This is a genomic window from Actinacidiphila cocklensis, assembly GCF_907177275.1.
Taxonomy (GTDB): domain Bacteria; phylum Actinomycetota; class Actinomycetes; order Streptomycetales; family Streptomycetaceae; genus Actinacidiphila; species Actinacidiphila cocklensis.
Genome location: NZ_CAJSLV010000074.1, coordinates 37796 through 57622, shown reverse-complemented (window position 1 = coordinate 57622; position 19827 = coordinate 37796). Strand labels below are relative to the sequence as shown.

The following is a 19827-nucleotide window of genomic DNA, read 5'->3' as shown; positions in this document are numbered from 1 at the left end:
CCGCTCCCCCCCGGCGAACCCCGGTGGGGGGCCCCCGGCGCGCAGCCCGGCGGGGCGCCCCCCCCCGCCGGCGCCGACCACACCCGGGGCGCCCCGGACCGCCGCGGGTGCGGCCGGTGCCGTACCGGCGGCGTCCGGCGCGGCATGGCGGCGGTGGGCTGCCTTCCGGGCGCCGGCGCCGCACCGGCCGATGCCCCGGCGGCCGCGGCATCGGCGTCCGGCCGTGCGGTCGCCAGCAGCGGCCGCGACGGCGGCGGCGTCAGCCGTACGACGTCGGGCGCCCCGCGGGTCGGTGCCGGGACGGCGTCGGTTGGGACAGGGGAGACGGTGGTGCATCCGGCCGCGGCACAGGCCGCCAGCAGGAGCACCGCAGCGGGAAGCAGGCGCACTCCGCCCACCCTGCCCGCACCGCACGGCGCCCGACAGTCCCCGCAGGAGTGAAAGTCCTGCCCCGGTGTACCCGCCACTCACCCCTGCGGGTGAAAGGCAACGGCGGCCCCGCCCGGAAGCGGGCCGGAAACCGGCCCGTATGCTGCGGTGAAACCGCCCCCACCAGGGGAAGTACGGCAACGGCTCAAGGAGTGCGGATGGCATCGGGCAGCGCCCCACTGAAGATCGGCGTCATCGGCCTCGGTGACATCGCGCAGAAGGCGTACCTGCCGGTGCTGACCGCCCAGCCGGGCCTGGAACTCCACCTCCAGACCCGCACCCCCGCGACCCTGGACAGGATCGGCGACACCTACCGGCTGCCGCACCGGCACACCACCCTGGACGCGCTGCTCGACCAGGGCCTGGACGCCGCGTTCGTCCACGCGCCCACGCAAGCCCACGTCGAGATCGCCGCCCGCGTCGTCGAGGCGGGCGTGCCGGTCTATGTCGACAAACCGCTGGCCCGGGACGCCGAGGGCGCCCGCCGCCTGGTCGCGCTCGCCGAGGAGCGCGGGGTGTCGCTGATGGCCGGCTTCAACCGCCGCTACGCGCCCGGCTACCTGCAGTGCCTGGACCACCCGCGGGACCTGATCTTCCTGCAGAAGAACCGGATCGGCCTGGCGGACGACCCCCGCGAGGTCGTCTTCGACGACTTCATCCACGTCGTGGACACCCTGCGCTTCCTCGCACCGGGCGCCGTCGAGCAGGTCGGGGTCTCGGCGAAGGTCGTGGACGGCCTGCTGCACCACGTCGTGCTGCAGCTGTCCGGCGACGGCTTCACCGCGATCGGCTCGATGAACCGGATGAGCGGCTCGGTCGAGGAGAGCCTCGACATCAGCGGTGCCGACACCAGGCGCCAGGTGCTCAACCTCGCCGAGGTCGTCGACCACAAGGGCCAGCCGACGGTGCGCCGCCGCGGCGACTGGGTGCCGGTCGCCCGGCAGCGCGGCATAGAGCAGATCACCCTGGCCTTCCTCGACGCGGTCCGCGCCGGCACCCCGCTCGACGGGCGGGACGCCCTCGCCACCCACGAGCTGTGCGAACGGATCGTCACCGAGGTACGGGCACTGGCCCCCTGACCGCCCGGGTCAGCTCGTAGGCCGCCGCGGCCAGCACCAGCAGCAGCGCCAGGTGCGGCACCCAGTCGCCGAACCGCACGTAAAGGCTGCGGCCGGAGGCCAGCGGCACCTGGTAGACCGCCGTGGTGCCGGCCCCGGTGCCGATCCTGCGGCCGACCCGCCGGCCGTCGGCGTCGTAGACCGCGCTGATCCCGGTCAGCGTGGCGTGCACCATCGGCCGCCAGCTCTCCGCGGCCCGCAGCGCGGCCAGCGAGGCGTGCTGCGCAGGCGCCCAGCTGTGCTGGAAGGACGACGTGGAGGACTGGGCCACCAGCAGCTGGGCGCCGTCGCCCGCCAGATGGCGGCTCATGTCGGGGAAGGCCGTCTCGAAGCACACCAGCGGTCCGAACCGCAGCCGCCCGGTGTCCATCACCACCTGCCGGCTGCCCGGCTGCCGGTCCTCGCCCGCCGCCTTGCCCACCGAGGTCGCCCAGCCGAGCACCGTCCGCAGCGGGATGTACTCGCCGAACGGCACCAACCGCATCTTGTCGTACGACGGCCCGCTCGCCCCGTGTGGGCCGATCAGCACCGAGGTCTTGGAAATACCGCTGCCGTCGGCCCTCTTGGCGTCCACGTTGACCAGCAGGTCGGCGCCGACCTGCCGGGACAGCGCGGCCAGCCTGCGCGCCACGTCGGGCCGCGCGGTCAGGTCGACGCCGATGCTGCTCTCGCCCCACACCACCAGGTCCGGGTGGCTGCCGGCCAGTTGCGCTGTCAGCTGCACCTCCCGGTCCAGCCGCGCGTCGCCGGTGGCGATCACCCCGGGCTGCACCACGGCGATCCTGGTGCTGCCCGCCGCGTGCGGCCGCGGCGTCCACAGCCAGACCGCGGCGGTCAGCACCGCGGTGGCCAGCAGCGCCCCGACGGCGGGCCTGCGCACCTCGGGGACGGCGACCAGCGCGACCACGACGGTGTTCACCAGCGCCACCAGCAGGCTGGCCAGCCACACCCCGCCGATCGACACCAGCCGCAGCGCCGGCGCCACCTGCCACTGGCTGGCCCCCAGCAGCCCCCAGGGACCGCCGAGATACTGCCAGGACCGCGCCAGCTCCACCATCAGCCAGCCGCACGGCAGCAGCACCAGCGCGGGCGCGACCCGCGGCGGCCCCACCGCGCCCGCGCCCAGCAGCCGGCGCACCAGCCAGCCCCAGGGCGCCCACAGCGTGCCGAGCAGCAGCGCCAGCACCACGATGAAGACGTTCAGGCTCGGGATCAGCCAGTGGTGCACGGCCAGCATGAAGCCGGCCCCGCCCAGCCACCCGTCGAGCGCGGCCCGCCGCGCACTCGGGGCGGAGCGCGCGAGCAGCATCCACGGCACCAGGGCCACATAGGCCAGCCACCACAGCGACGGCGCGGGAAAGGCCAGCGCGGGCAGCGCCCCGGCAAGCGCCGCGGCGCCGCCGCGGGTCCAGGGCGACGCAAGCCGCGGCCGCTGATCCTGTGCCGTCACCGTCATACGCGCTCCCTCACCTGTCGGCGCACACCGGCCCGTACGGGGACGGGAGTGTGGAGCGACCAGTGTCGTCGCTCGCGCGCGTCCCCGGCAGACGGCGACATGCGGGGTGCCCGGCGTGTCGGGTGCCGGGTCCGCCGCGGGCGTACGGCCGTTCAGGCGGCGGGCGTACGGCTCAGGGCTGGCGGTTCCACGAGGTCAGCACATGGCGGCCGTGCTCGGAGCCGATCCTGCTGACCGTACCGGTGGCCAGCTGGAAGAGGGCGCCGTCGGCGGGCGGCAGGCCCAGCCTGCGGGCCGTCAGCACCCGCAGGAAGTGGGCGTGTGCGACCAGCACCACATCGCCGCCGTCGCCGTTGGTGAAGGCCGCGTCGGCGCGGGCCAGGACCCGGTCGGCGCGCTCGCCGATCTGCTGCGGCGTCTCACCCGGATGGCCCTCGGGGCCGGGGATCACACCGTCGGTCCACAAGTCCCAGCCGGGCCGCTCGCGGTGGATGTCCCGGGTGGTCACACCCTCGTAGCCGCCGTAGTCCCACTCGTGCAGCCCGGGATCGACCCTGGTGCGGTCGAGACCGGCCAGCTTCGCCGTGTCGCGGGCGCGCTGCATCGGGCTGGTCAGGACGCAGAAGATGTGCCGGGAGGCGAGCAGCGGCGCCAGGGAGCGGGCCTGCGCCTCGCCGTTCTCGGTGAGCGGCAGGTCGGTGTAACTGGTGTGCTGCCCTGTCAGGCTCCACTCCGTCTCACCGTGCCGGATCAGCACCAGCTCGCCCATTGCTGCACCTCCTGCGACGCCGTTCGGCTCCCCGAATTGATCATACGTCGCACGCGTATGACACGCGGGGGGCGGGAAAGGCTTCCGGTCACCGGGCGCCTTACGATGACCGCGCGCCCCCCAGGCCCGCCCCCGCCGTGCGCCGACAGCAACAGGAGCTGAGCTGCCATGAACGACGCCCCCCGCACCTACGACGTGATCGTCATCGGTGCAGGCCCGGTCGGTGAGAACCTGGCGGGCCGCGCGCGTGCCGCCGGGCTGAGCACGGTGGTCGTGGAGAGCGAACTGGTCGGCGGAGAGTGCTCCTATTGGGCGTGCATGCCGAGCAAGGCGCTGCTGCGCCCGGCTCTGGCGCAGGCGGACGCCCGCCGGCTGCCGGGGCTGAAGGACGCCGTGCAGGGACCGCTGGACACCCCCGCGGTGCTGGCCAGGCGCGACTACTTCACCGCGAACTGGAAGGACGACGGCCAGGTCGCCTGGCTCGACTCGGTCGACGTGGATCTCGTACGCGGCCACGGCCGGCTCGACGGTCCCCGCCAGGTGGTCGTCGAGACCCCGGAGGGCGGCAGCGTCCGGCTGGCGGCCCGGCACGCGGTGGCGGTGTGCACGGGCACGACCGCGGCCCTGCCGCCCATGCCGGGGATCGCCGACGTCAACCCGTGGACCAGCAGGGACGCCACCAGCGCCAAGAAGGCCCCGCGGCGCCTCGCGGTGGTCGGCGGCGGTGTCGTGGCGGTCGAGATGGCCACCGCCTGGCAGGCGCTCGGCTCCCAGGTCACCCTGCTGGTGCGGGGCGGCGCGCTGCTGGAGCGGGTCGAGCCCTTCGCCGGCGAGATGGTCGCCGACGCGATGCGCGAGGCGGGCGTCGACCTGCGGTTCGGGGCGAACGTCGCGTCGGTGGAGCGGGACGGCGCCGGCGGCGAGGTCAGGATCGGCCTCGAGGGCGGCGCCCGGATCAGCGCCGACGAGGTGCTCTTCGCCGTCGGACGCGCCCCGCACACCGGCGACATCGGCCTGGAGACCGTCGGCCTCAAGCCGGGCAGCTGGCTGACGGTCGACGACACCTGCCAGGTCACCGGTGTGGAGGGCGGCTGGCTCTACGCGGCGGGCGACGTCAACCACCGGGCGCTGCTCACCCACCAGGGCAAGTACCAGGGCAGGATGGCGGGGGCGGCGATCGGCGCCCGGGCCAACGGCGAGCCGGTGGACGACGCGCCCTGGGGCGCGCACGTGGCGACCGCCGACCACGCGGCGGTGCCGCAGGTGGTCTTCACCGACCCCGAGGTCGCCGCGGTGGGCCTGTCGGCCGCCGAGGCGGAGCAGGCCGGGCGGCGCGTCCAGGTCGTCGACTACGACCTGGCCCACGTGGCCGGCGCGAGCCTGTACGGCGACGGGTACCGCGGCAAAGCCAGGATGGTCGTCGACCTGGACCGCGGCATCCTGGTCGGCGTCACCTTCGTCGGCCCGGGTGTCGGCGAGCTGCTGCACTCGGCGACGGTGGCGGTCGTGGGCGAGGTGCCGGTGGACCGGCTGTGGCACGCGGTCCCCGCCTACCCGACGATCAGCGAGATCTGGCTGCGCCTGCTGGAGACGTACCGCGGCTGAGGGCGGACCCACCTCGTCCGTGGGGAGTCGCCGTCGGGGCGGAGAGAGCGTGGTGGAGCAGGTGGGGACCGTCGACACCCGCAGGTTCTGGGAGCTGCTGCGTGCGCTTCCGACGCCGGACGACGCGGAGTTCCTGTACGGCCCCGAGCCGGACGGGCGGCTTCGCGAATCCAATCTGCGGCGCTACCACGAGCTGACGGCCGCCGCCATGGCCGACGGCGGGCCGCGGGTGCTGATGGTCGGTGAGGCACCCGGCTACCGCGGGCACACCGTGTCGGGGGTGCCGTTCACGAGCATGCGGCAGCTGACGGCCAGGCCCGGGCTCATCACCGGGTCTCCGCAGGGCGACGGGTTCGCGTTGCCCGAGCATCCCGGTGCGGACTGGGAGCAGTCCTCGGCGATCGTCTGGCGGGCGCTGGCCGCGTGGCGCGGACCGCTCCCGCTGATGTGGGCGATCTACCCCAACCACCCGCACGAGCCCGGGCGTCCGGCGACCAACCGGGCGCCCCGGGCGGCCGAGGTGGCCGCCGGCGCGCCGGTCGCGCGCGCACTGGCGGAGGCGTTCGGCATCACGGCGTTCCTCGCGGTGGGCCGCAAGGCGCAAGGAGCCCTGGCCCGCGCGGGGATCGAGGCAACCCCTCTCCGCCACCCGGCCCAGGGCGGCGCCCGCGCCTTCACCGAGCAGCTCGCCGCGTTCAACGCCGCCTCGTACGAGGGACGTTGATCCCGTCGAGGGGTGTGATCAGCTCGCCTCCCGGCGACGGGGAACAGACTCTGTACGTCTGCAACGTGGAACCGGGCTCACCGACCGAACAGCCCCTGCGGCTGCTTGAGTCCTGGAACACGCCCGCCCCTGACGGCGATTCGCACCAAGCGGCAACTCCGCGGCAGGCGCGGTAGGTTGGTGCACCACCCGGAGGCCGCTCGGCTGCCCACGCAGCCTCGGGGTGTCGCTGCCTCCCACTCCCAGCCACTCAGCAGCTGCCGGCCCTCCCGGAACCCGGTACGCGACCCAGCCGATCACGCTCGGCGGTACCGACATTCCGGCGGGCGCACCGGTCCAGGTGGCGATCGGCGCCGCCAACCGCGACCCGGCCCGCTACGAGGAACCGGAGAGCCTGGAACCGGATCGGGATGCCGCGGGCCACCTGGCGTTCGGCCACGGCATCCACCCCGCCTGGTCCACGGCCTGGCCGCACTTCCCGTCCTCGTCCGGTAGCACGGGTGCCCGCGCGGGCCCGGCGCGTCCACCTCGGGGGAGGGCGGCCGCCGCCCCCGGCTCAGCTCGCTGCGAGCTGCGGGTAGAGCGCGGTCGGGTCGGCTGCCAGGCCGGCCTTGACCTGCTTGCTGAGGTCGTCGGCGAGCACCTCGTGCAGCCCCGCTTCCACGCCGGCCAGCGCGGTGCGCGCCACGTCGGCGGGGTCGAGCTTGGGCGCGGTGACGGCGGCCGTCATGTCGGTGTCCATGTAGCCGACGTGCAGTGCCGTGACCTGGGTGCCCTGCTCGGCCAGCGTCACCCGCAGCGCGTTGGTCACCGACCACTCGGCCGACTTCGCGGCGGCGTAGGCGGCGCTGCCGGGCAGCGTGACCCACGACAGCACCGACAGGACGTTGAGGATCGCGCCGCCGCCGCCGCGGGCCAGGATCGGTGCGAAGGCCCGGCTGACGTCGAGGGTGCCGAGCACGTGGGTCTCGAATTCCGTGCGGTACGCGCCCAGCTCGCCGTCCAGGATGGCCGCTCCGGTGGAGCTGCCGGCGTTGTTGACGACCAGGGTGACGTCCTGTGCCTGCTCGGCTGCGGCGCGCACCGAGGCGGGGTCGGTGATGTCGAGGGCGATCGGCACCGCTCCGGGGACCCGCACCGAGTCGGGGTTGCGGGCGGCGGCGTAGACCTTGGCGGCGCCCGCGTCGAGCAGCGCCTTCACGAACTGCTCGCCGAGGCCCCGGTTGGCGCCGGTGACGAGGACGACTGCGCCTTTGATCTGCATGACTGCTCCTTCGGTAGGGGAGTGGCTGTGCCGCCGAACGGTGGAAACCGATCGGTTTCCACCAGCGTAAACCGATCTGTTTCCGATGTCGAGCCCGCGCGGTACTCTCGACTCATGGCCACCACCGCGAAGCAGTCGCCACCAGCCCGGGAGCCGTCGTCCGCAGGGAACGCAGCGAAGGCGTCCTCCCGTGAACGCCTGCTGGACGCCTCGTCCGCGCTCTCCTACCGGCAGGGCGTCGGCGTCGGCATCGACGCCCTGTGCAAGGCCGCGGGTGTCTCGAAGCGCTCGATGTACCAGCTCTTCGCCGGCAAGGACGACATGCTGGCCGCCGCCCTCGACCGGTCCGCGGCCGGCTACCAGGCGCTGGTGCTGCCGCCGCCCGACGGTCCCGGCGCTCCCCGCGACCGGCTGCTGCACGTCTTCGAGCGGCTGGAGCAGACCGCGCTCTCGCCCGACTACCGCGGCTGCCCGTTCCTTGCCGCCCAGGTCGAGTTGAAGGACCCGGAGCACCCCGCCAGCGTGGTCGCCGCCCGCGGCAAGCAGGTGCTCACCGACTTCTTCCGGGCGGAGGCCGTACGCGGTGGTGCCGCGGAACCGGACCTGCTGGCCCGCCAGTTGACGCTGGTCTTCGACGGCGCCAGTGCCAGGGCCGGGATCGGCGCGGACACCCTGGAAGGGCTCGCGGTCACCACGGCCGCCGCCCTGATCGACGCGGCGGGCATCGCGGGGTGAAGGACGCGGTCCCGGGAGTGGTCGCGAGGCGCCCGCTGCGCCCGGCGAGGGCGGTCCACCCGGTGGTCAATCCGTCCATCATGTGGGCAGGTGTTTGACCGGCCGCTCTCGCGCCGGTTACGTTGCGCGGCATGCAGCGCACCACACACCTGACGACGCGGGGTCATGTCGACCTCAAGCGTGTGTGCTCCGCCGCGTGTCACCAGGTCTGACAGCACAGCTCCGTGAGGAGCGCCAACGAGGCTGCCCGCCCGCCCGGTTCACCACCGGTGCGGCCGCAACCGTACGCCTCGCCGCCGTCGACCACCTGGAAGGCCACCGTGGGAGTCCTCCCGCCGCCCGATCGCCGTGACACCGCCCCGCCGCCCCCGACTCCGCTGCGCCGCGCCGACGTCCGGCCGCCCGCGGGCACGCCCCGCCGCCCCCCGGCCGCCGGTGCGGTGCTCGGTGCGATCCTCGACCACGGCCCGGTGGCCCGCAGCACCGTCGCCCGGCTGACCGGGCTCTCGCCCGCGGCGGTGAGCGGGCACTGCACGCAGTTCCTGGCCCGCGGGCTGGTCAGGGAGAGCGAGGAGACCACCGGTCCGCGCGGACTCGGCCGCCCGCACATCCCGTTGGAGATCGACACCGGCCGCTATCTGGTGGCCGGCGCCCACATCGCCGTCGCCCACTCCACCCTGGCGCTGATGGACCTGCGCGGCCGTATCGTCGCGGAGGAGCGCAGGCCGCACAGCGGCACCGATCCGCAGCGGGTGCTCGGCGGGCTGGCCGACCGGCTGCCCCGGCTGGTCGCGGCGTACGCCCAGGGCCGTACGGTCCTCGGGTTCGGCGTCGCCACCGGCCAGTGGGTGGACCCCGACGCCGGGGTGATCGTGGACCACCCGCGCCTCGGCTGGCGCGATGTGGCGGCCCGTGAGGTGCTGGCCGCGGCCACTGGGCTGCCCGTGCACGTCGACAGCCACTCCCGGGCGCTGGCCCGCGCGGAGCAGCTGCTGGGCGCGGTCGCCACCCGGGAGAGCGCGGTGCTGCTCTTCGTCGGCGCCGTCGTGGACGCCGCCTTCGCCACCGCGGACGGCGTCCACCGCGGCCCGCGCTCCGCGGCCGGCAGCGTGGCGCACCTGCCGGTCGGCCCCGGCACCCCGTCGGCCGAGCCCTGTACGTGCGGCACTCCCGGATGCCTGCAGTCCGAGGTCTCCGAGCCCGCGCTCGTACGGCAGGCCGCACAACGCGGCCTGGCCGTCGCCGACTTCCGGGCGCTGCTCGACCTGGCGCTGGCCGGCGAGCCGCGGGCGGTCGACCTCTTCCGGCGCCGGGCGCTGCTGGTGGGCCGGGCGGTCGCGCTGCTGCTCGACATGTTCGACCCCGAGGTCGTGGTGGTCGTCGAGCCGGGGGCCGGGCGGCTGCCGGAGTGCCTGGGGGTGCTGCGCGCCGAGGTCGCCGCGCGCTCCTGGGTCTGCGACGACCCGGAGCGTGCGGTGGTGCCGAGCAGCTTCATCGGCTCGGTCCTGCCGGTCGCCGGCGCCGCGGTGGCGCTCGGCGCGCTCTACGCCGACCCGCTCGGACCGTGGCCCGCGCTGCCCGCCGTGTGCTGAGCAGGCGTCACGCCCGTCCCGCCGCCTGGATATCCGACTTAATTCAGGCAGTTGCATTGTTGACCCGGGTGCAACTCGGAAGCGAGAATGGAAACATGAACGGTAAGCAGCGGAATCCGGAGCAGGCGCCGAGTGCGGCGCTTTCCTTCCGCGCGCCCGCCACGCCGGCCGGTGACACTGCCCGATGTGCGTGTTGTCGCCGCAGCGCCCATGGCGCCCCTTCGGCATGCCGTTCCTGTCAGGGCACCCGCCGCGCCGCGTAATCGCCGCCGCACCGGTCCCTGCATTCCCGATCCCATCGATTTTCCCATGCGTTCCGCTGTGTGATCAGCCGCGCCTGCAGTGCGCCGCACAATGCCGTGCGGCCGTCGACGCGGTGCTTTCCGCTGCGCACAATCCGCCCCACCATTGCGAATCGGGGGAGACGTTGACCATCACCGTGCCGTCCCTTCCCGCCACGGGCATCGCCCCTGAGCGGTTCAAGCAGATATTCCGCCACCACCCGGCAGGCGTGGTCGTCGTGACCGTGGACGCCGGCAGCGGCCCGGCCGGCTTCACCGCGACCTCGCTCACCTCGCTGTCGCTCGAACCGCCGCTGGTGTCCTTCGGCATCGGCGTCACCGCGTCGTCCTGGCCGCACGTCGAGCAGGCCGGCAGCGCGGTGGTCAACTTCCTCGGCGCCGACCAGGAGCAGCTCGCCAGGACCTTCGCGACCAGCGGCATCGACCGGTTCGCCGAGCCCACCCGGTGGCGCCGGCTGCCGGCCGGCGACCCGGTGCTCGACGGGGTGACCGGGTGGCTGCGGGTGGACATCGAGCAGATCCTGCCGGCCGGCGACCACCGGGTCGTGATCGGCCGGGTCCAGGACTCCTGGGCCGGCGGCGCCCGCAGCCCGCTGGTCTTCCACGACGGCGGCTACCACTCGCTGTGACCGGCTCCGTATCCGGCACCACCTCACCCGACCAGCGACCGGACGACACTCCGGCCTCTCCCCAGGAATTCACCATGACGACACGCCCCACCGCCAGAATCGTCCCACGCCGGTCCTTTCTCGCCCTCGCGGGAGGCGCCGCACTCCTCGCCGCCTGCTCCCGTAATTCGACGGAGTCGATCGACACCGTCCCGACCCGCGCACTTCCCTCCGGTGCGCCGCCCGCGGGCACGAAACTCGCGATATCCATTCACACCGCGCAGCTGCAACTGGCGGACTCGGGGCTCGACAAGCAATTGCCGTTCACCGTTTCCAGCTGGCCCAACCTCACCGCAGGACCCGATGTGATCCAGGGATTCCGCGCCCATTCCATCGACCTCGCGAGCAACGCCGGAATTCCGCCGATCCAGGCGGAGGCCATCAAGGTCGGCGCCCGTATCGTCGCCGTCCAGAGCCGCGACCACCCGATCTACAGCTTCGCGACCGCGCCCGGATCGGGCGACGCCATCGCCTCGGCGAAGGACTTCCGCGGCCGGAAGATCGCCTTCTCGCAGGGCCAGGCCCAGGGTGTGGTGGTGCTGCGCGCCCTGAAGGAGGCGGGGCTGAAGAACTCCGACGTCCAGCTGATCCCGCTGCCCAGCACGCAGTTCCTGACCGCGCTGCAGGCCAAGCAGGTCGACGTGGCGCCGCTGGGCGAGCCGTCGCTCACCAAGTACCTGGGCCAGTACGGCAAGGACGGCGCCCGCGCCGTCACCACCGACGTGGTGGACCTGCTGTCGATCCTGTGGGCGCCCACCGAGGTCCTCAACGACGACGCCAAGGTCGCCGCCATCCGCAGCTTCATCCCGCTGTGGGCCAAGGGCGTGGTGTGGGCGTGGGAGAACACCGACGCGTGGATCCGGAGCTATTACGTCAAGGACCAGGGCGTGACCACCGCGGACGGCAAGCGCATCGTCTCCTCGCTCTCCCAGCCGCAGTTCCCGCGCAGTTGGGACAAGGCCGTCGCGTGGGAGCAGGAGACGGCCGACCTGATGGCCGAGGGCGGCTTCGTACCGAAGATCAAGGCCGAGACGCTCTTCGACCGCCGCTTCGAGGGGCTGGCGGCGCAGGCCGTACCGGCGAAGTACCAGGTGGCGTCATGACCGACATCCTGCCCCAGGTCCGCACCGCCGAGCCCGCGGCCGAGGCGCGCACCCGGACCGCCGCTCCTGCCGCCCCCGCTTCGAGGGAGCGCCGTACAGCGACCTCGGCGACCGGCACCCGGCGGCGGCTCGGCCCCGGCAGGGCGATCCCCTTCGCCCGGCTGACCGGCCCCGTGCTGGTGGTGCTGGTCTGGTGGGCCGCGTCCGCCTCCGGCTACCTCGACCCGCGCATCCTGTCGGGACCCGGCGACGTCGCCTCGACCGCGGTCGACCTGATCAGGAGCGGGCGGCTGCAGAGCAACGTCGCCGTCTCGCTGCAACGCGCCGGGCTCGGGCTGCTGTTCGGGGTGCTCGCCGGTGTGGTGCTCGCGGTCGCCGCGGGCCTCAGCCGGATCGGGGAGTACCTGCTCGACGGCACCCTCCAGGTCAAGCGGGCCATCCCCTCGCTCGCGCTGCTGCCGCTGATGATCCTCTGGCTCGGCATCGGCGAGCAGATGAAGGTGACCGTGATCGCGCTGGGCGTCGCGGTCGTGATCTACATCAACACCTACGCCTCGCTCACCGGCATCGACCGCAGGTTCGTCGAGCTGGGCGAGAGCCTGGACCTGTCGCGCCTGCAGTTCATCCGCAAGGTCGTGGTCCCCGGCGCGCTGCCCGGATTCTTCGTCGGCCTGCGGCTCGCGGTCACCGCCTCCTGGCTCGGCCTGGTGGTGGTCGAGCAGGTCAACGCCACCAAAGGCCTGGGCTACATGATGTTCCAGGCCCAGCTGTACGCCCAGTCCGACGTGATCATCGTCGGCCTGGTCGTCTACGGAATCTTCGGCTTCGTGTCGGACGCGCTGGTGCGCGCCGCAGAACGGAGGGTGCTGTCATGGCGACGCACACTGGCGGACTGATCGCCGAGCGCCCCACAGGACGGGCCGGCGCCGCGGTCCGCACCACCCGGCTGGTGCGCTCCTTCGGCGACCGGGACGTGCTCAGGGAACTCGACCTGACCCTGGGGCAGGGGGAGTTCACCGCCCTGCTGGGCCGCAGCGGCTCCGGCAAGTCGACCCTGCTGCGGGCCGTCGCCCGGCTCGACCACGGGGTCGCCGGCTCCGGGGAGCTGGACGTGCCCGAGCGGGTGTCGCTGTCCTTCCAGGACTCCCGGCTGCTGCCCTGGCTGCGGGTGCTGGACAACGTGGTGCTCGGCGTACGCGGCAGGGACGCCAAGGAGCGCGGCGCCAAGGCGCTCGCCGAGGTCGGCCTCGAAGGCCGCGAGCGCTCCTGGCCGCACGAGCTGTCCGGTGGCGAGCAGCAGCGCGCCGCCCTGGCCAGAGCCCTGGTCCGGGACCCGGAACTGCTGCTGGCCGACGAGCCGTTCGGCGCGCTCGACGCCCTCACCCGGATCAGGATGCACGACCTGCTGCGGGAGCTGTACGAGCGGCACCGCCCCGCGGTGCTGCTGGTCACCCACGACGTGGACGAGGCCGTCGAACTCGCCGACCGCGTCCTGGTCCTGGAGGACGGCCGGATCGCGGTCGACCTGGCCATCGACCTGCCGACCCCGCGCAGCCGCCGCGACCCGCGCTTCCAGCAGTACCGCGACACGCTGCTCACCGCGCTCGGCGTCGACCAGCACGACGCGTCCGCCGACCCCGTGCACCCCGAACCGCACCCCGCCGACGCCCCCGCCGGGCAGCCGCACAAGGAGAAGGACCCCCATGACCCGCAGGCCTGACCGCAAGCCGCTGCACCTGAACGCGTTCCTGATGTCCGTCGGGCACCACGAGGCCGCGTGGCGGCTGCCGGAGAGCCCGGCGTCCGGCGGCACCGACATCGCGCACTACCAGAACCTCGCCCGGATCGCCGAGCGCGGCAGGCTGGACTCGCTCTTCCTGGCCGACAGCCCGGTCCTGATGGGCGACCCGGGCCGCCGCCCCGCCAACAAGCTGGAACCCACCGTGCTGCTCACCGCGCTGGCCGCGGTCACCGAGCACATCGGCCTGATCGCGACCGCCTCCACCAGCTACAACGAGCCGTACAACCTGGCCCGCAGGTTCGCCTCCGTCGACCATGTCTCCGGCGGCCGGGCCGGCTGGAACATCGTCACCACCGCGGGCGCCGACGCCGCCCGCAACTTCGGCCTCGACGACACCCCGCTGCACCGGGACCGCTACCTGCGGGCCGCCGAGTTCGTCGACGTCGCCACCAAGCTGTGGGACAGCTGGGCCGACGACGCGGTGATCGCCGACAAGGAGTCCGGCGTCCACGCCCGCGCCGACCGGGTGCGCAGGTTCGAGCACCGGGGCAGGTATTTCCGGGTGGACGGACCGCTGAACGTGCAGCGCTCCCCGCAGGGCTACCCGCTGCTCGTGCAGGCCGGCTCCAGCGAGGACGGCAAGGACTTCGCCGCCCGCTACGCGGAGGCGGTCTTCACCGCACAGCAGACCCTCGAAGAGGCCGTCGCCTTCTCCAAGGACGTCAAGCAGCGCGCGGTCGGCTTCGGCCGCGACCCCGAGGGCATCAAGATCCTGCCCGGCATCGTGCCCGTCATCGGCGACACCGAGGAGCAGGCGCGGGCGCTGGACGACGAACTCGACCGGCTGATCAGGCCCGAGTACGCCGTGCGGCAGCTGTCCAAGACCCTGCGCGTCGACCCGGCCACCCTGGAACTGGACAGGGAGCTCCCGGCCGACATCCCCGGCGAGGACGAGATCGAGGGCGCCAAGAGCCGCTTCACCCTCATCGTGGAGCTGGCCAGGCGCGAGCGGCTGACCGTACGGCAGCTGATCGGCCGGCTCGGCGGCGGGCGCGGCCACCGCACCTTCGCCGGCACCGCGGAGCAGGTCGCCGACACCATCGAGCACTGGTACGACGCGGGCGCCGCCGACGGCTTCAACATCATGCCCGCCGTGCTGCCCTCGGGACTTGAGCTGTTCGTCGACCGGGTGGTGCCCATCCTCCAGGAGCGCGGCCTGTTCAGGACCGAGTACACCGGCCGCACCCTGCGCGAGCACTACGGGCTGCCGCGCCCCGCCAACCGCCTCTTCGACACCGTCGACGCCGCGGCGGGACACCTCGGCATCGCACTCACGGAGGTTTCGTGACCGGCTGTAGGACGGCGGCCTCCGGGCCGGCCGCCACCGCGGCCGGCCCTGCCGCGCCGCCGGCCGGCTGGGCACGCCGGCTCGGCGGCTACTGCCTGCGGCACCGCGGCGACCTGCTCGCCGCCTTCACCGGCGCGGTGGTCGCCGCGGTCGCCACCGCGGTGCTGCCGCTGGTCCTGCGGCACGTCGTCGACGCCGTCGCGGGCGGCACCGGCGGCCCGCTCGGCTGGTGGATCGCGCTGCTCGCCGGGCTCGGCCTCATCCGCTTCGCGGCCGGCTACACCCGCCGCTACCGGGCCGGCCGGCTGTCGCTGGGCGTGCAGTACGACCTGCGGGGCGACGCCTTCGCCGCCCTGCTGCGGCTCGGCGGCGCCCAGCAGGACGACCTGCGCACCGGGCAGGTCGTCAGCCGCTCGATCTCCGACATCACCCTGATCCAGACGCTGCTGCAGTTCCTGCCCAACATGACCGGCAACGCGCTGATGTTCCTGGTCTCGCTGGTCTTCATGGCGCTGCTCTCGCCGCTGCTGACCGTGGTGGCGCTGGTCGTCGGCCCGCTGCTGTGGCTGATCGCGCTGCGCAGCCGCAAGGACCTCTTCCCGGCGAACTGGCACGCCCAGCAGGAGGCCGCCGAGGTCGCCTCCACCGTCGAGGCGGCCGTCACCGGTGTCCGGGTCGTCAAGGGCTTCGGGCAGGAGCAGCGCGAACTCGCGGCCCTGGAGGGCAAGGCCAGGAGGCTGTTCTCCTCCCGGCTGCGGGTGGTCCGCTACACCAGCCGCTACACCCCCGCGCTGCAGGCCGTCCCCGCCCTCGGGCAGGTCGCGGTGCTGGCGCTGGGCGGCTGGCTCGCGCTGCACGGCCGGATCTCGCTGGGCACCTTCCTGGCCTTCACCAGCTACCTCGGCTCCTTCGTCACCCCGGTCCGCCAGGTCGCCACCCTGCTCACCGTCTGGCAGCAGGCCAGGGCGGGCACAGAGCGCGTACTGGAGGTCATCGACGAGGCCCCGGTCATCGCCGACGCGCCCGGCGCGGTGGACCTGCCCGCGGGTCCCCCGGCGCTCAGCTGGCAGGACGTCACCTTCGGCTACGGGGGCGGGCACGAGCCGCTGCTGCGCGGCTTCACCCTGGACGTCGCACCCGGCGAGACCGTCGCCCTGATCGGCCCCGCGGGCTCGGGCAAGTCCACCGCGGCCGCCCTGCTGCCGCGCTTCTACGACGTGGCGTCCGGTGCGGTGAAGGTCGCCGGCACCGACGTCCGCGACCTGCGGCTGGACTCGCTGCGCGGCGCCGTCGGCTACGTCTTCGAGGAGAGCCTGCTGCTGTCCGACACGGTGCGGGCCAACATCGGCTACGGCGACCCCGACGTGTCCGAGGAGCGGATCACCCGGGCCGCTCGCATCGCCCGCGCCGACGAGTTCGTCGAGGGGCTGCCGCAAGGCTACGACACGGTCGTCGGCGAGCAGGGCCTGACCCTGTCCGGCGGGCAGCGGCAGCGCGTCGCGCTGGCCAGGGCGCTGCTCGGCGACCCCGCAGTGCTGGTGCTCGACGACGCCACGTCCGCGATCGACGCCCGGGTGGAGTCCGAGATCCACGAGGGGCTGCGCACCGCGACCCGCAGGCCCACCACCCTGATCGTCGCGCACCGCAGGTCCACCCTCGAACTGGCCGACCGCATCGCGGTCCTGGACGGCGGCCGGGTCGTCGACACCGGCACCATGGACGAACTGCGCTCCAGGTCCGCGCTGTTCCGCAGCCTGCTGTCGGCGGCCGACGTCACCGAGCCGGAGGGGGCCGGCACCGACGCGCCGGCCGGCGGCCCGGCCGAGTACGTCCCCGCCGCCGAGGACGACACCGCACCGCCCGCCGTCACCGCCGGCTTGTGGCGGCGCACCGGGACGGACGCGGAGCAGCGCAGCGACGACGCCGATCTCAAGGCCGCCCAGGCCATGGCGCTCAGCGCGGCCACCGCCGGACGCGGGCGCGGCGGGCCGGGCGCGGGAGTGCTCGGCGCCGCGCCGCCGACCGCCGAACTCCTCGACGGGCTGGCCCGGATGCCGCTGCCCGACGCCGACCCCGAAGTCCCCGCCGACCGGACCAGGGCCGCAGACCCGCACTTCGGGCTGCGGGCGCTGATCCGCCCCTTCCGGCTGCCGCTGCTGCTCGGGCTGCTGCTGGTCGCCGCGGACGCCGTCGCGCAGATCGCGGTGCCGATCCTGGTCAGGCACGGCGTGGACCACGGCGTCGCCCGCCACTCGGGCACCGTCCTGCTGGTCGCGGCGGGCGCGGCGGCGGCCGTCGTCGGCACCGACTGGGTCGTCGGCATCGCCCAGGCCCGCACCACGGGCCGTACCGGCGAACGGCTGCTCTACAGCTTGCGGGTGAAGACCTACGCCCAGCTCCAGCGGCTCGGACTCGACTACTACGAGCGCGAGTTGGGCGGCCGGATCATGACCCGGATGACCACCGACGTGGACGCGCTGTCCAACTTCCTGCAGACCGGCCTGATCACCGCCGTCGTCAGCCTGCTGACCGTGCTCGGCGTGCTGGTCACCCTGCTGGTCATCGACGCCGGCCTGGCCGTGGTGCTGCTGTGCGTGCTGCCGCTGCTGGTCGGCGGCACCGCGCTCTTCCGCCGCCACTCGGTGCCCGCCTACCACGAGGCCAGGGAGCGCATCAGTGCCGTCAACGCCTGCCTCCAGGAGAACGTCACCGCCATCCGCGTCACCCAGGCCTTCCGCCGCGAGGACCGCAACGCCCGCGACTTCGCCGCGCTCGCCTGGGCCTTCCGCGACTCCCGGCTGCGCGCCCAGCGCTACATCGCCACCTTCTTCCCCTTCGTCGAGCTGCTCGGCGTGCTGTCCACCGCCGCCGTGCTGGCGGTCGGCGCCGGCCAGGTCCGCTCGGGGGCACTGACCGCGGGCACCCTGATCGCCTTCCTGCTCTACGTCGACCTGTTCTTCTCCCCGATCCAGCAGCTGTCCCAGGTCTTCGACGGCTACCAGCAGGCCGTGGTCGGCCTCGGCCGGCTGCGTACGCTGATGCGCACCCCGACCGGCACCCCGGCCGCCGCGTCCCCGCTGCCGGTCGCCGCGCTCCGCGGCGAGATCGCCTTCGAGCAGGTGTCCTTCGGATACGCGGGCGGCGGCGGCCAGGAGGTGCTGCACGGCGTCTCGCTGCGGATCGCCCCCGGCGAGACCGTCGCGCTGGTCGGCGCCACCGGCGCCGGCAAGTCCACCGTGATGAAGCTCATCGCCCGCTTCTACGACCCCACCTCGGGGGCGGTCCTCGTCGACGGGCACGACCTGCGCGACCTCGACCTCGCGGCCTTCCGCGCCAGGCTCGGCGTCGTCCCGCAGGAGGCGCACCTGTTCAGCGGCACCGTACGGGACGCCATCGCCTACGGCAGGCCCGCCGCGTCCGACGCGGAAGTGGAGGCCGCCGCCCGTGCGGTCGGCGCCCACGACATGGTCGCGGCCCTGCCGCTCGGCTACCTCCAGCCGGTGGGCGAGCGCGGCAGGAACCTGTCGGCGGGGCAGCGCCAACTGCTCGCGCTGGCCCGCGCGGAACTCGTCGACCCCGACATCCTGCTGCTGGACGAGGCCACCGCCTCGCTCGACCTGGCCACCGAGAGCCGGGTCGCCGCCGCCACCGAGGCGCTGACCCGGCGGCGTACGACGCTCGTCGTGGCGCACCGGCTGACCACCGCCGCCCGCGCCGACCGGGTCGTGGTCATCGACCGCGGCACCGTCGTCGAGACCGGCCCGCACACCGCGCTGCTGGCCGCCCACGGCCCGTACCGCAGGCTCTGGGACGCCTTCCGGCAGACCGGCGCGGCGGCCACCGTCGACCAGCTGGCCCCCGCCGCGGCACCGCCCGCCGACCCCACCACCGACCATCTCGTCAACGGGAGAGCACGATGACGCAGTACCGCCCCTTCGGACGCACCGGCGTCCAGGTCAGCCCGCTGTGCCTGGGCACCATGATGTTCGGCCACCGGGGCAACCCGGACCACGCCGACGCGATCCGGATCATCCACCACGCCCTCGACTCCGGCATCAACCTCGTCGACACCGCCGACGTCTACTCCGAGGGCGAGTCGGAGACCATCGTCGGCAAGGCCCTCGCCGGCGGCCGCAGGGACGACGTCGTACTGGCCACGAAATTCCACGGCAGCCGTGGCAGCGACCCCAACGAGCAGGGCAACTCGCGCCGCTGGATCGTCCGCGAGGTGGAGAACAGCCTGCGCCGGCTCGGCACCGACTGGATCGACCTCTACCAGGTGCACCGGCCGGAGCCCGGCACCGACTTCGACGAGACGCTCGGCGCGCTGTCCGACCTCGTCCACCAGGGCAAGATCCGCTACATCGGCACCTCGACGTTCGAGCCGTCGGCGATCGTCGAGGGCCAGTGGACCGCCGAGCGCCGCGGCCGCGAGCGGGTGGTCGCCGAGCAGCCGCCGTACTCGCTGCTGGCCCGCGGCATCGAACGCGAGGTGCTGCCGGTCGCCCAGCGCTACGGCCTGGCGGTGCTCTCCTGGAGCCCGCTGGCCGGCGGCTGGCTCTCCGGCCGCTACCGCCGGGGTGCCGGGCAGCCGGCCTCCAGCCGTTCGCAGCGGCAGGCCGCGCGCTTCGACATCGGTGCGGCCGAGAACGCGGCGAAGCTCGCGGCGGCCGACGCGCTGGCCGAGCTGGCGCAGGAGGCCGGGCTCACCCTGGTCCAGCTCGCGCTGGCCTTCGTGCTGCAGCACCCCGGCGTCACCTCGGCGATCATCGGGCCGCGCACCTTCGAACAGCTGGAGGGCCAGCTCGGTGCGGACAAGGTGACGCTGGACCGGGAGATCCTCGACCGCATCGACGAGATCGTGCCGCCGGGGGTGAACCTGTCGGCCCGCGACAGCGGCTACACCCCGCCCTCCCTGACCGACCCCACCCTGCGCCGGCGCGCGGCCTGAGTCTGCCCGGACCTTCTCCTTC

General features: G+C 73.9%; 15 protein-coding genes and 1 pseudogene. 13 read left to right on the top strand and 3 right to left on the bottom strand.

Annotation, left to right across the window (positions count from 1 at the left end; genetic code table 11):
- Positions 1–608: 608 nt before the first annotated feature.
- The gene (locus tag NFU81_RS27660; RefSeq protein ID WP_251495381.1) at positions 609–1508 is read left to right on the top strand and encodes a Gfo/Idh/MocA family protein; all 900 of its coding nucleotides are present in this window, start codon (positions 609–611) and stop codon (positions 1506–1508) included.
- Here NFU81_RS27660 and lnt read toward each other — a convergent pair.
- Together lnt and NFU81_RS27650 are read right to left on the bottom strand one after the other, a co-directional pair.
- The gene (gene lnt, locus NFU81_RS27655) at positions 1480–3003 is read right to left on the bottom strand and encodes an apolipoprotein N-acyltransferase (protein ID WP_251495367.1); all 1524 of its coding nucleotides are present in this window, start codon (positions 3001–3003) and stop codon (positions 1480–1482) included. The two genes, NFU81_RS27660 and lnt, sit on opposite strands and share 29 nt — an antisense overlap.
- A 172-nt stretch (positions 3004–3175) precedes the next feature.
- Positions 3176–3772: a histidine phosphatase family protein gene (locus NFU81_RS27650; RefSeq protein WP_251495364.1), complete on the bottom strand. Its 597-nt coding sequence runs from the start codon at positions 3770–3772 to the stop codon at positions 3176–3178.
- A 168-nt stretch (positions 3773–3940) separates the two neighbouring features.
- Between NFU81_RS27650 and NFU81_RS27645 the strand changes: the two genes are divergently transcribed.
- From NFU81_RS27645 to NFU81_RS27635, 3 genes and pseudogenes are all read left to right on the top strand, one after another.
- A complete protein-coding gene (locus NFU81_RS27645) occupies positions 3941–5377 on the top strand; it encodes a dihydrolipoyl dehydrogenase family protein (RefSeq protein WP_251495361.1) in 1437 nt (478 codons plus the stop codon).
- 49 nt (positions 5378–5426) lie between these two features.
- Complete coding sequence (locus NFU81_RS27640) at positions 5427–6101, top strand: uracil-DNA glycosylase (RefSeq protein ID WP_251495358.1); 675 nt, start codon at positions 5427–5429, stop codon at positions 6099–6101.
- Between the two features lie 223 nt (positions 6102–6324).
- Positions 6325–6498: pseudogene (locus tag NFU81_RS27635) on the top strand (cytochrome P450); the annotation flags it as partial.
- Positions 6499–6657: 159 nt separating this feature from the next.
- Here NFU81_RS27635 and NFU81_RS27630 read toward each other — a convergent pair.
- Positions 6658–7365: an SDR family oxidoreductase gene (locus NFU81_RS27630; protein WP_251495354.1), complete on the bottom strand. Its 708-nt coding sequence runs from the start codon at positions 7363–7365 to the stop codon at positions 6658–6660.
- A 114-nt stretch (positions 7366–7479) separates the two neighbouring features.
- On the opposite strand from NFU81_RS27630, the gene NFU81_RS27625 reads away from it, so the two are divergent.
- From NFU81_RS27625 to NFU81_RS27585, 9 genes are all read left to right on the top strand, one after another.
- Positions 7480–8100, top strand: coding sequence for a TetR/AcrR family transcriptional regulator (locus NFU81_RS27625; RefSeq protein WP_251495378.1), 621 nt, complete (start codon positions 7480–7482; stop codon positions 8098–8100).
- Positions 8101–8420: 320 nt separating this feature from the next.
- Positions 8421–9692 (top strand): ROK family transcriptional regulator, encoded by a 1272-nt coding sequence (locus tag NFU81_RS27620; RefSeq protein WP_422665302.1) that lies wholly within the window; start codon positions 8421–8423, stop codon positions 9690–9692.
- Positions 9693–10119: 427 nt separating this feature from the next.
- Positions 10120–10623 carry a flavin reductase family protein gene (locus tag NFU81_RS27615; protein WP_251495350.1) on the top strand — a complete coding sequence of 168 codons (504 nt, stop codon included), beginning with the start codon at positions 10120–10122 and terminating at the stop codon, positions 10621–10623.
- Between the two features lie 74 nt (positions 10624–10697).
- Positions 10698–11765: an ABC transporter substrate-binding protein gene (locus NFU81_RS27610; RefSeq protein WP_251495347.1), complete on the top strand. Its 1068-nt coding sequence runs from the start codon at positions 10698–10700 to the stop codon at positions 11763–11765.
- On the top strand, positions 11762–12661 hold the full coding sequence (locus NFU81_RS27605) for an ABC transporter permease (protein ID WP_251495345.1): 900 nt from the start codon (positions 11762–11764) through the stop codon (positions 12659–12661). Before NFU81_RS27610 ends, NFU81_RS27605 begins: the two co-directional genes overlap by 4 nt.
- The gene (locus NFU81_RS27600) at positions 12637–13485 is read left to right on the top strand and encodes an ABC transporter ATP-binding protein (protein WP_251495342.1); all 849 of its coding nucleotides are present in this window, start codon (positions 12637–12639) and stop codon (positions 13483–13485) included. The genes NFU81_RS27605 and NFU81_RS27600 overlap by 25 nt, the downstream gene beginning before the upstream one ends.
- Entirely contained in the window at positions 13469–14854 is a 1386-nt protein-coding gene (locus NFU81_RS27595; RefSeq protein ID WP_251495339.1) for an LLM class flavin-dependent oxidoreductase, read from the top strand. The genes NFU81_RS27600 and NFU81_RS27595 overlap by 17 nt, the downstream gene beginning before the upstream one ends.
- Positions 14851–18774 carry an ABC transporter ATP-binding protein gene (locus NFU81_RS27590; protein ID WP_251495336.1) on the top strand — a complete coding sequence of 1308 codons (3924 nt, stop codon included), beginning with the start codon at positions 14851–14853 and terminating at the stop codon, positions 18772–18774. The genes NFU81_RS27595 and NFU81_RS27590 overlap by 4 nt, the downstream gene beginning before the upstream one ends.
- Entirely contained in the window at positions 18771–19805 is a 1035-nt protein-coding gene (locus NFU81_RS27585) for an aldo/keto reductase (protein WP_251495334.1), read from the top strand. Before NFU81_RS27590 ends, NFU81_RS27585 begins: the two co-directional genes overlap by 4 nt.
- The last annotated feature ends 22 nt before the right edge of the window (positions 19806–19827 follow it).

Excerpts from the sequence above, each read along its gene's own strand:
- lnt (WP_251495367.1), bottom strand. The coding sequence starts at position 3,003 with ATGACGGTGACGGCACAGGATCAGCGGCCGCGGCTTGCGTCGCCCTGG.
- NFU81_RS27650 (WP_251495364.1), bottom strand. The coding sequence starts at position 3,772 with ATGGGCGAGCTGGTGCTGATCCGGCACGGTGAGACGGAGTGGAGCCTG.
- NFU81_RS27645 (WP_251495361.1), top strand. The coding sequence starts at position 3,941 with ATGAACGACGCCCCCCGCACCTACGACGTGATCGTCATCGGTGCAGGC.
- NFU81_RS27630 (WP_251495354.1), bottom strand. The coding sequence starts at position 7,365 with ATGCAGATCAAAGGCGCAGTCGTCCTCGTCACCGGCGCCAACCGGGGC.
- NFU81_RS27625 (WP_251495378.1), top strand. The coding sequence starts at position 7,480 with ATGGCCACCACCGCGAAGCAGTCGCCACCAGCCCGGGAGCCGTCGTCC.
- NFU81_RS27610 (WP_251495347.1), top strand. The coding sequence starts at position 10,698 with ATGACGACACGCCCCACCGCCAGAATCGTCCCACGCCGGTCCTTTCTC.
- NFU81_RS27605 (WP_251495345.1), top strand. The coding sequence starts at position 11,762 with ATGACCGACATCCTGCCCCAGGTCCGCACCGCCGAGCCCGCGGCCGAG.
- NFU81_RS27600 (WP_251495342.1), top strand. The coding sequence starts at position 12,637 with ATGGCGACGCACACTGGCGGACTGATCGCCGAGCGCCCCACAGGACGG.
- NFU81_RS27595 (WP_251495339.1), top strand. The coding sequence starts at position 13,469 with ATGACCCGCAGGCCTGACCGCAAGCCGCTGCACCTGAACGCGTTCCTG.
- NFU81_RS27585 (WP_251495334.1), top strand. The coding sequence starts at position 18,771 with ATGACGCAGTACCGCCCCTTCGGACGCACCGGCGTCCAGGTCAGCCCG.